At 65.6% G+C, this 10,793-nt stretch carries 9 protein-coding genes, 1 tRNA gene and 1 rRNA gene; 8 read left to right on the top strand and 3 right to left on the bottom strand.

Features of this window, described 5'->3' with window-relative positions; all coding sequences use genetic code 11:
• The first annotated feature begins 8 nt into the window (after positions 1-8).
• The 4 genes from rrf (at position 9) to CW348_RS15180 (ending at position 4,745) form a co-directional block, all read left to right on the top strand.
• A 5S ribosomal RNA gene (rrf, locus tag CW348_RS15195) occupies positions 9-124 on the top strand.
• 370 nt (positions 125-494) lie between these two features.
• A complete protein-coding gene (locus CW348_RS15190; RefSeq protein WP_394346873.1) occupies positions 495-1,838 on the top strand; it encodes a M16 family metallopeptidase in 1,344 nt (447 codons plus the stop codon).
• Positions 1,839-1,899: 61 nt separating this feature from the next.
• A complete protein-coding gene (locus CW348_RS15185) occupies positions 1,900-3,282 on the top strand; it encodes a pitrilysin family protein (protein ID WP_011292785.1) in 1,383 nt (460 codons plus the stop codon).
• A 203-nt stretch (positions 3,283-3,485) separates the two neighbouring features.
• Complete coding sequence (locus tag CW348_RS15180) at positions 3,486-4,745, top strand: serine/threonine-protein kinase (RefSeq protein WP_011292784.1); 1,260 nt, start codon at positions 3,486-3,488, stop codon at positions 4,743-4,745.
• Between the two features lie 91 nt (positions 4,746-4,836).
• On the opposite strand, the gene CW348_RS15175 is transcribed toward CW348_RS15180, so the two are convergent.
• Positions 4,837-4,912: transfer RNA gene (locus CW348_RS15175), tRNA-Leu, on the bottom strand.
• Between the two features lie 178 nt (positions 4,913-5,090).
• Positions 5,091-5,573: a thioredoxin-dependent thiol peroxidase gene (bcp, locus tag CW348_RS15170; RefSeq protein ID WP_011292783.1), complete on the bottom strand. Its 483-nt coding sequence runs from the start codon at positions 5,571-5,573 to the stop codon at positions 5,091-5,093.
• A gap of 323 nt (positions 5,574-5,896) precedes the next feature.
• Between bcp and CW348_RS15165 the strand changes: the two genes are divergently transcribed.
• Positions 5,897-6,976 carry a CDP-alcohol phosphatidyltransferase family protein gene (locus tag CW348_RS15165; RefSeq protein ID WP_011292782.1) on the top strand — a complete coding sequence of 360 codons (1,080 nt, stop codon included), beginning with the start codon at positions 5,897-5,899 and terminating at the stop codon, positions 6,974-6,976.
• 17 nt (positions 6,977-6,993) lie between these two features.
• Positions 6,994-7,392 (top strand): DUF3618 domain-containing protein, encoded by a 399-nt coding sequence (locus tag CW348_RS15160; RefSeq protein WP_011292781.1) that lies wholly within the window; start codon positions 6,994-6,996, stop codon positions 7,390-7,392.
• A 56-nt stretch (positions 7,393-7,448) separates the two neighbouring features.
• On the opposite strand, the gene CW348_RS15155 is transcribed toward CW348_RS15160, so the two are convergent.
• Positions 7,449-8,654, bottom strand: coding sequence for an amino acid deaminase/aldolase (locus CW348_RS15155; protein ID WP_287464126.1), 1,206 nt, complete (start codon positions 8,652-8,654; stop codon positions 7,449-7,451).
• Positions 8,655-8,829: 175 nt separating this feature from the next.
• Here CW348_RS15155 and purU point away from each other — a divergent pair, with 175 nt between their 5' ends.
• Positions 8,830-9,687, top strand: a complete 858-nt coding sequence (gene purU / locus CW348_RS15150) for a formyltetrahydrofolate deformylase (RefSeq protein ID WP_011292779.1) — start codon at positions 8,830-8,832, stop codon at positions 9,685-9,687.
• 466 nt (positions 9,688-10,153) lie between these two features.
• On the top strand, positions 10,154-10,756 hold the full coding sequence (locus CW348_RS15145; RefSeq protein ID WP_011292778.1) for a DUF6286 domain-containing protein: 603 nt from the start codon (positions 10,154-10,156) through the stop codon (positions 10,754-10,756).
• The last annotated feature ends 37 nt before the right edge of the window (positions 10,757-10,793 follow it).

Genomic DNA, 10,793 nt, shown 5'->3' with positions numbered 1-10,793 from the left:
GTGAGGGTTACGGCGGTCATAGCGGGCGGGGTCCACCCGGTCCCATTCCGAACCCGGTCGTTAAGCCGCCCAGCGCCGATGGTACTGCCCTGTGGTGGGGTGGGAGAGTAGGACACCGCCGTACACACACGCAAAAAAGGAGGGTGGACGTAGGAGGACAGAGATTCTCCTTTCCCGCCCTCCTTTTTCTTTTTCTGGAGCTATTTGTTTTTGGGCTGCCTTATGTAGGCGGCCCAATTTTTTTTATCCGGGGAACGGATATCGGCCACGTATCCGTCGTCCACTGTTGTCCAGTCCGAGTCTCACGGCAACAACCATTCTCTGCTTGAGCGCGTCCAACAGTCAGCGGGATGGCGTACGCTCACCCTGCTCCGTTTCTGCTGAGGGCGGACTGGATCGGTTCGTTAACTCGCGACAGTAGCGGAGAGACCCATAGGGTGTCCCGAAGGAGCGGTACGGCGATATCCGTCCGCTGTTCGAGGGCTATAGGCTCAATGATCAACATGACATCCGCTGAGCAGGGGGTAGAGGGATTGGTGACGAGCAACGGCGCGGCCGGACACATCAGGCAGTACCGACTGGACAACGGTCTCCGGTTGGTTACTGCTCCGGCTGCCACCGGGCAGGTGGCGGCGATCAACCTGTGGTACGGCGTCGGGTCTCGCCACGAAGTGCCTGGCCGGACCGGATTCGCCCACCTCTTCGAACACCTCATGTTCGAAGGCAGCGGCAACGCGGCTAAAGGCGAACACTTCAGACTGATCGAGGCGCTCGGCGGGGAACTTAACGCCTCCACTTCCAGCGACCGCACCAACTACTACGAGACGGTGCCGGAACACGCGCTCGACCTCGCCCTGTGGCTGGAGGCGGACCGGCTCGCTACCCTACGCGACGGGGTCACCCAGGAGGTCTTGGACAACCAGCGGGACGTGGTCAAGAACGAGCGTCGCCAGCGCTACGACAACCAACCCTACGGCACCGCTTTCGAACGCATCCTCGCCCACGCCTACCCGGAGGGGCATCCGTACCACCACCCCACGATCGGCTCCATGGAGGACCTGGACGCCGCCGACCTCGACTACGTGCTTTCCTTCCACAAGACCCACTACGGGCCGGACAACCTCGTGTTGAGTGTGGTCAGCTCTCTGGACTCCGAGGACGTCTACCGTCGGGTCGAAAAGTACTTCGGTGGTATCCCGCCGCGGGAGACCGTGGCTGAGGCCCCCGATGCATCGCTCGAAGGACTGCTCGGCTCCAAGAGCCTGGTCGTGGAAGAGCCGGTTCCGGCCCCCTCGGTCTTCATCGTCCACCGCATCCCCCCGTACGGGACCCGTGAGTTCGACATTCTGCACCTCGCCTCCGCGGTTCTCGGCCAAGGGCAGGGCAGCCGTCTCTACCGCAGGCTGGTGGTGGAGCGAGGGCTGGCCAACGACGACGGCGGCGCTTCCTCAGACCTCTTCGACTTCCGCTACACCCAGTCCCTGTTCTTCATCAGCATGATCGCCCGAGACGGGGTGAGCGGCTCCGAACTGGAAAACGCCATCTTCGAAGAGACCGCGGCCCTGGCCGACGGAATCAGCGAAGAGGAGCTGGAGCGGGCCCGCGCCGTACTGGAACGCGACCACTTCCAGGGCATCTCCACCCCTGCTGGACTCGCCAACGCGCTCAGCGGCTACACCCAGCTTTTCGACGACCCCGAACTGGTGTACACCTGGCCGATGCGCTGGGCCTCCATCACCCCGGACGAGGTGGTGGACTGCGCCAAGCAGTACCTCATCCCGGAGAACCGGTTCTCGCTCCGCTACGAGGTCGCTCCCAGCGAGACCGCCAACGCCTGAGCCAGAGCCGTCACCGACAGTCCGCGCATCGACCACAGACAAGAGAATCAGGAGAGTCCTCTTGACCAGCCTCCAGCCACGTCCCGCACTTGGCGAACCGGCCCGTTACGTCTTCCCGAAGCCCACCCGTGTCAAGGTGGGCAGCGGCACCGTCATCGCCCTCGACCTTCCCGGTCAGCCCTATGCCGCGGTGCGGTTGGTGCATCCCGCGGGAGCGAACATCGAATCCGACGAATACCGGGGAGCCGCCATGCTGGTCAGCGAGGCGCTCGAGGACGGTGTCGACGGCAACAGCTCCCTGGCTCCCGCGCTGGAACGCTATGGCGCGGAATGGGTGAGCCGGGTCGGCTGGGACAGCTTCATCACCGGCGTTGACGCCCCGACCAAGCGGCTCAAAGACGCGGTGGCTCTCCTCGGTGAAGCGGTCCGGTCCCCGGCCCTGCGCCCCGACGACATCGTGCGCCGCCGAGACCAGCTCGCCGAAAGGTTCCGGTTGGAGAACTCGGTTGCTTCCACGCTTGCCGCGCGGGCCGTGGGCAGCCAGCTTTTCACGGGACGCTACGCGGTCCCGCTCAGCGGGGGAGACGTCTACCAGCAGCGGCTCACCCCGGACCTCGCCCGCAGCTTCCACACAGACCACATTGCCGCGGTGACGGGGACCCTCATCGTCGTCGGCGACCTGTCCGGGGTGAACTTGGAGGAGCTCGGCGCTGCAGTCTTCGGGGATGCTGCCCCCGCCCCGCAGCGGCACACGACTGCTCCCGAGACAGCCCCAGGGGAGCGCCCCCGCATCATCATCCTGGACCGCCCCGGATCGGTGCAGTCGGCGTTCGTGCTGGCCCACCACGCTCCGAGCCGCACCGAGATCGACCTGCCCCGGGCCGAGGGGATGAGCGACGTGCTGGGCGGGATGTTCACGTCGCGGCTCAACTTGGAACTGCGGGAGAAGCTGGGGTACACCTACGGTGTGGGAAGCCGCTTCGACCTGCGGCGGGACAGCGGTGTCTTCCTCATCAGCACCCAGGTGGACGCGCCCACGACTGCCCACTCGATCACCGTGACCTTGGAGCAGATCGCTCAACTCCGGCAGGAGGGGGTCACCGAGAAGGAGCTGCAAGCGGTCCGCGAGTCCCACACGGTCGGGCTGCCTGTCACCTACGCCAGCGCTGGGCGCATGGCGTGGGCGCTCATCGAAATGGTCGTCTACGACCTGCCCGAGGACCACGTGGACCGGTTGCGCGCCGGCTACGAGCAGTTGACCGTCGACGGCCTGAACCAGGCTGCCCAGGAGTACCTGCACCCCGAGGACGCGGTGGTGACCGTGGTGGGCGATGCCGAGTCGCTGCGGGGACCGCTGGAGGAGCTCGGTGTCGGACCCGTGACCGTCCAGAACCCGGAAACGCTGTGGTCCGCGCCCGGTGATAAGCCTGCTCCCTCCCGGTAAGAATCCCCAAGAGACGACAAGTGACGTGTGGTGCAGCCCACAGGAGATAACGAATATGGACCTAAGCGGCTGTAATGCGGCAACTACCTGCTCTGATGTAGGTTGGCGCTGGTATAACGGGAAGACGCGTCTCTTGCCCGTCTTGACCGTCGTAAGCAGTCCACAGGAGGCCGCCATGGCCCACGACCCGATGTTCTGAAGCCGTGTCCATAGAACAGCCTCCAACAGAGCGGCCGAAAGCCGACGTCACCGGCCGACGGCCTTCTGTCACAGTTGACGGCCAGGCCAGCGGCAGTGAGCGCGTACTGGCTGGCCGTTACGTGCTGCGCGAGCCCATCGGCCGCGGTGGGGTCGGTACGGTGTGGCGTGCCACGGACCTTGTCCTCGACCGTGAGGTCGCGATCAAGGAGCTGCGTCTCCCGGACGACGTGACCGAGGATGAACGGAACTCGTTGCTCCGCCGAACCACCCGCGAGGCTCGGGTAGCGGGACGGCTGAGCCACCCCAACGTGGTCACCGTTCTGGATGTGGTCAACGAGGACGGGCGGCCGTGGATCGTGATGGAACTGGTCGAGGCGCGGACGCTCGCCGAGATTATCGACATCGCGGGGCCACTGCCGTATCCCAGGGTGGCTGAGATCGGCCTTCAACTGATCAGTGCGCTCAAGGCCGCACACGATGAGGGCATCGTGCATCGGGACGTCAAGCCCGAGAACGTCATGATCAGCGAGGACGGCCGGGTCGTGTTGACGGACTTCGGGCTTGCGGCGTGGACCGGCGAGTCTGCGCTCAGCAGCTCTGGACGGATCATCGGCTCGCCGTCGTATCTGCCCCCGGAGCGGGCTAAAGCGGGCCCGGTGGGACCGGCCTCGGACCTGTGGTCTTTGGGCGCCACCCTGTATGCGGCGGTGGAAGGGCACCCTCCGTACGGCCGCAAGGGCTACATCGCGATTCTGCGCGGCGACGACGTGGAGGAGCCTCCGCCTGCCGCTAACGCGGGGCCGCTGGCCCCGGTCCTGGCGGGGCTGCTCAAGGTCGACCCTAACGAGAGGCTGACGGCGGAGAGCGCCACCGCGATGCTGCGGATCGCTTCGCTGGCCCCGTGGGCCCCGGAGACCAGTCCGGAGACCGCGGCGCGGATGGCTGAAGCGGTGCGCCGCCAGCAGGAGCGCGAGAAGCTTTCCGCGGTCGACCATTTCCGGGCCGGTGCCGAAGTCCTCCGCACCAACTTGCAGGAACAGGTCAGCCACGTCTCCGATGCCCTGCAACGGCACCGTCCAGAGTCGGTGAGCGCGCTGCTTACCGCGATCCGCGAGTCGACCGACGCACTGGGTTTGACCAGTTCCGGTAAGCACCGCAGTAAGCGGAGCCGGAAGAAGCAGGCGGTGATCGTTGCGGGAGTGGGGCTGTTCGTCCTGCTCTTGCTCTCTGTCGTCTTGTGGGCTCTGGTGTTCCGCACCTGAGCGCACTGCGGGGACGGCAGCGGACCTGAGACGACACTGGCCGGAGGAAGACGGAGATCCTCTCCGCTTCTCTCCGGCCAGTGTTTTTCTGTGGTAGGGCCGGCGGGATTCGAACCCGCACTGCACGGCACCTAAAGCCGCCGCCTCTGCCGTTGGGCTACGGCCCCGTGGCTCGGTCTACTTCCCGTGGCTGTGGTGAGACCGGAAAGCCTTCTGTCTGAGATTGGCAGTTCAGAGGGGGGAAATGCAAATCGTGCGGACGTGCCACAGCGGTCGTGCCCTCACCGGTGCGGGACAGGGCAGGCGGGTGCCGGCTAGGTGCGTGGGTGTGGTGCGGTGAACTCCCTAAAGGCCCAGGTCACGCTTGAGCCGCTCGACGTGTCCAGTGGCCCGCACATTATAGTAGGCCCGCTCCACGGTGCGTCCAGCGGAGATGACGAAGGTGGAGCGGATCACGCCTTGCACGATTCGGCCGTAGTTCTTCTTCTCGCCGAAAGCTCCGTAGGAGGTCATCACCGAGCGGTCGGGGTCGCTGAGCAACGGGAAGGTCAGACCTTCCTGCTCGGCGAACTTGGCCAGCCGGGTCAGCGAGTCGGGGGAGATACCCAAGACGGTCAGCCCTGCCTTGTTGAAGTCGTGGAGGTTGTCGCGGAAGTCGCACGCTTGGGTGGTGCATCCCGGGGTCATCGCTGCCGGGTAGAAGTACACCACCACCCGGTCGTGATCTTTGAGCACTTCGCTGAGAGTCACGGAAGCCCCGGAAGCACTGTTCAACGTGAAGTCAGGGGCGATGTCGCCGGGGTGGAGCCGAATAGTGTTCTCGCTCAACGTGGACTCCTCGAAGTAGGGGACTCTGCGTCAAACGCGTGTTTCCACACCCTAGTCCGCAAATGACGCAGAAGAGCGGAAAAAATGGATTGGTCTGGCCAGGGTCGTGAAATCAGCGGAGTCGGTCAGGCAGAGCGGGCAGGGGAGGAAGCGCGGACCGGAGGGTGTTGCGGGCCGGCCCTCCGCCTTTAAGGTTAACCAAGCCCACCTCGCGTTTCATCGAACGCCACAGGTGCGGGGCCGTATCCCAGGCCGCGCGGCTGGCTGCCGGTGGGGAGGGCCGAAGCGTTCCCCAGGCTTCGTGTTCGAGGAGTTGACCCACAATGCCCAGTTACACCCTGGACGAGGTGCGTGTCCGTGCGTGCCGGGAACGTGATTCGTGGTGGACGGTGTGGGCGGTTGATCCGTTAGCGATCCGCCTGGTCCGTCTGGTGGCTAACCGGACGTCGATCACACCGAACCAGTTGACGGTGGCGGTCCTGCTCCTCGGCCTGGGGGCGGCGGCGTGTTTCGCGGTCGGCTTGTGGCCGTTTCTCATCGCGGGGGCCGTCCTGTACTACCTGTGTTTCCTTGCGGACTGCATGGACGGCAAACTCGCTCGGTTGACCAGCAGGGAGTCGCTGTTCGGCTCTTGGATGGACTACGTCTTCGACCGGTTCCGGGTGCTGGTGTGCGCGATCGCGCTGATGGGCGGCCAGTACGTGCTCACCGGTCGGATCGTGTTCGTCTGGTTGGCGCTGGCGGTGGTCTTCTGCGACATGCTGCGCTACCTGAATGCGCTCCAGGTGTACAAGGTGCGTCGGGAGATGCGGTCCCGGCTGGCCGCGGTGCTGGAATGGGCGCGGGCCACGCTGTCGATGCTGGAGTCAGACGAGAAGGATGAGAAGCGGGCAGCGGGCCAGCCGTTGAGCGACCTGGGGGAGCAGGCGGTGCTGCGGCATGGCATTTCGGTGCTGGAGGACCTGCTGCGATCGCAGACGGAGAAGGAGAACAGCGCCGACTGGGAGGCGGGGAAACAGCCGGATGTGCGGCTGCCCCGGGTGGACCTGCACCAGGGGTTTCGGACCCGGTTTCCCTGGTACCAGAAATTCTGGGATTTCCTGCGGAGGCGGCGTATCCGCACTCACCTGGTGAGCGGAATCGAATTCCAGGCCGCGGTGTTTGTCGTGGCGCCGTTGGCGGCAGTGTTCTCTGCGACAGCGGTTGTTTGGATCACCGTGGCGGCGGGTGTTCTGCTCCTCGTATTCGAGATCTTGATCGTCTATAAACTGTGGTTGTCCACGCTGGACTTCTTCCGGGTAGTCGACGGAATTGAGAACGCGTTGCGGGACACGCGTCCGCCTGGTGAGAAAACCACCGATCAGATCCCGGATGAGAGTCCGTCGCAGGCCACCCTGCGGTAGCGGAAGGAGGCGGCTGTATGCCAAGACGCAAGCCCGTGGGACCGCAACGTGATCCGGCGGCCGTGCAGGCGGAGATCGAGCAAGTCCAGCAGCGACTGGCAGCATCGATCGACGAGCTTGTGGAGCGGACTCACCCCAAGAATGTGGCCAAGCGCGGACTGGCGAAAGTCCGCCATGCCGGCAGTCAACTGGTGGAAGAGGCGCGCGCGATAGCGTCCGGGAATCCGGTGCGTCGCAAGAGCAGCCGCTTCGTGGAGCCGCCGGAGGGAAGCATCCTGGTCAGCGGGGAGGACGAGGTGGTGACCGAGTATGAGTTGCGGCAGCCGCCTTCTCCCGCGCTCCTGGTCGGGGTCGGTGTCGGTGTGGTGGTCGCGGTGGGTGTGCTGGTCCTGCTGCGCCGGAGAAGCAAGCGTTGAGTGGTGACGGGTGGGGCCCGCCAGAACGGTTCCTGGCGGGCCCCACCCGTTTCTGCTTACAGGAACGCTTTGCCTTCGCCTCGGTAGGTGGGGACGGTAGCGGTCACGCGGTTTCCTTCCACGAGGTGGAGGTGGGTGAAGTGTTCGCAGAGTTCTCCTGCTTTAGCGTGGCGCATCCAGACGAGGTCTCCGGCGGCGAGCGTGTCGGCGGCCGCTCCGAGTAGCGGAGTCTGGACTTCCCCGGCGCCTTCCGTGGCGCTGAACCGCAGCCCGGCGGGCAGGTAGGGCTGGGGGAGACGGGACGGGTCGGGGGTGCCTGAGGCGAGGTAGCCGCCGCCGAGCACGGTGGCTACTCCGGGGGCGGGTCGGCGGACGACGGGGAGTGCGAAGAGCGCCGCGGGGCGGCGGTTGACTGACCGGTAGTGGTCGAAGAGGCGAGGCTGGTAGAGGCCGGAGCCTGCGGCGACTTCGGTGACGGCGGGGTCCCGGCTCGTGGTGTGCAGGCTGCCGGTGCCGCCGCCGTTGACGAAGCGCAGCTCGGTGATGTCTTGGACGGCGTTGACGATGGCGGCGCGGCGGTGGGCGAGTTCACGGCGGGACTGCTGCTGTACCCAACGGAGCACGGCTCCGTAGAGCGGGCGGCCCGGGGGAGCGTCTCCCACTCCGGCGATCTGGGCTTCGTACGCCATGATGCCGTCCAGGTGGAGCTGGGGGCGGCGGACGATGGCACGGGCGAGGGCGACGGCCTGCTGTGGGGTGCGGATCGGGGAGCGGTAGGCGCCGATGCGGACTGCGCGGCCGAGTGGCTGCCAACTGGTGTCGATGTCGAGGCAGACGCGGATGGGGGCGGCCGGGTCGGGGGCGGCGGCGGTGATGAGGTCGAGGTGGTGCACGGAGTCGACCATGAGGGTGATTTTGGCTGCCGCTTCGGGGGTGGCGGCGAGACGGGCGATGGCGTCGGCGTCGACGGTGGGATAGGCCACGAGGATGTCGGTGGCGATGTCGGCGCTTTCGGGGTCGGTGGCGAGCCAGAGCGCTTCGGGGAGGGTGTAGGCCATGATCCCGGAGAAGCCGGGGAAGGCGAGCACCTCGCGAAGCAGGGCACGGCAGCGCACGGATTTGCTGGCCACGCGGATGGGGGTGCCGCCCGCGCGGCGTACCAGGTCGGCGGCGTTGTCGCGGAGGGCCGTGAGGTCGACGATAGCGAAGGGGGCCTGCAGGTGGGCGGTGGCCGTTGCGTACCGTCTGCGGAGGCTGCTCATGTGATGAGCATCCCACAGTTGAGGAGAATTGTCCGGGTTTGTCGCTGTGGGTGACGGCATGCGCGACGCGTGACGGGTTTATCAAGGCTGGACGGGGCCGACGTGGTTACCCTGGTGAGTTAATGAGACCGCGGATGGGTGCGGCCGTTCCCTTGTCGAAAGTCCCCTGTGAACTATGAGTGATCGCGAGTTTGTGCTGACGCTGTCGTGCCCCGACAGCCGTGGAATCGTTGCGGCGGTGGCGAACCTTCTGGCCGCCCACCAGTGCAATATCGAGGAGAGCCAGCAGTTCGGCGACCATTACACGGGCCGGTTTTTCATGCGGGTCCAGTTCACCGCCGAAAGTCCGCAGGTGGACGAGGATGCGCTGCGCGGAGCTTTGGCGGCGTTGGCGTCCGAGTACGCGATGGACTGGGACCTGTGGCGCCGTGATGTACGCATGCGGGTGCTGGTGATGGTCTCCAAGTACGGGCACTGCCTGAACGACCTGCTGTACCGCCAGCGCAGCGGCACGTTGAAGGCGGACATTGCAGCGGTGGTGTCCAATCATCCGGACTTGGAGTTCCTGGCTAAGTCTTACGGGGTGGACTTCCACCACTTGCCGGTGACGCCGCAGACCAAGCCGGAGCAGGAGGCGCGGGTCCTGGAGCTGATCCAGTCCTACCAGATCGACTTGGTGGTGCTGGCCCGGTATATGCAGGTGCTTTCTGAGGACTTGTGCCAGAAGCTGGCGGGACGGATCATCAACATCCACCACTCGTTCTTGCCGAGCTTCAAGGGCGCTCGCCCCTACCACCAGGCGCACGCCCGCGGGGTGAAGCTGATCGGTGCGACAGCGCACTATGTGACGGCCGACTTGGACGAGGGGCCGATCATTGAGCAAGAAGTGGCGCGGGTGGACCACACGTTCAGTCCGGAGCAGCTCACGGAGGTGGGCCGCGACCTGGAGTCGATGGCGCTGGCCCGCGCGGTGAACTGGCATGCGGAGCACCGGATTCTGCTGAACGGCAGCAAGACGGTGGTGTTCCGGTGACGGTGCACTGATTCCTGGCGTCGGGGGTGGGCCGGGGTGGGGGAGAGCGCTGCCCCGGCGGCGCCGTGACGGTGGTCTGAATACGGAGCGTGGCTATAGGCCACGCTCTGTTTTGCGGTAAGTTGATCACACTCCGTATTTGCTTGGCGGTGCTGTGTGGCGGAGAGATGTGTGATGCAATCCGTGATGAAAGTCACATTGAAGTATGGGGAATGGGAGGAGTAAGGGGCATTTCCGCTGGTGAAGGGAGTCCAAGAGTTATTCGTCTAGGTCCGGATGTGTCCCGGAGTGGGGTCGCGAGACGAGGACTTTACCCAGAGGAGGGGGACACCAGGACATTACTTTCCGTGACACGAATCAGAAGGCAAAAAAGCGGGTAGGCGCAGATCTTCACAGAGTAGTACCGGGGTGGAAGAAGAAGCGGGCGCCCTCGCGTACGCGGCGCCCGGAGAATGGGGGGACAGGCATGACAGCGGTGGAAGAGGTGCTGACCCGTCCAGAGACCGGGACGAACGGATCGGCAGATCAAGCTGCCGTCCGCACACCTCGGCCGTATCGTTCGTGGGCAGTCGTGGTCGTCGGCGGTGTCCTCGTCACAGTGACCGGGCTGGCTGCCGCAGAGGTCATTTCCGCGCTTGCGGGAAGCCCGGTGAGCCTGCTGCCTGTAGGCCAGGCAGGCGATACGCCCGCGGCCCGGTGGAGCGACCCCGCGGTCCACGTCGCCTCCGCTGTACTGGTGTTGATCAGCCTGCTGATGATCGCCCTGGCTCTGCTCCCCGGGTGGGGGCGCGGGGACGTGGGCCACCCCCACGACCTGACTTTCGCCGCAGGAGTGTCCCGAGGGGCGCTGCGGCGGATCTTGACTACGGCAGCGTGTGAAGTCGACGGGGTCCGCGAGGCACGAGTCAGCGTGTTCGGCCAGCGGGTCAAGGTCCGTGCCGCCGCAGAGGCCCACCGGATCGCCGAGGTTACCGCGGAGGTCCACAACGCGGTGGAACGTAAGATCGGAGAACTGTCCCTGCTCAAAGAGCCGAAGATCCGGGTCGCTGTGCGCTGTGTCAAAACGTGACCGGGATACTTTCGGAGAGGCGCGGGGCCAGGGGCAC

Origin of the sequence: Thermobifida sp., from assembly GCF_017577275.1 — a bacterium.
GTDB lineage: Bacteria > Actinomycetota > Actinomycetes > Streptosporangiales > Streptosporangiaceae > Thermobifida > Thermobifida fusca.
The sequence above is the reverse complement of the archived record's forward strand: the minus strand, read 5'-3'. Positions and strand labels throughout refer to the sequence as shown.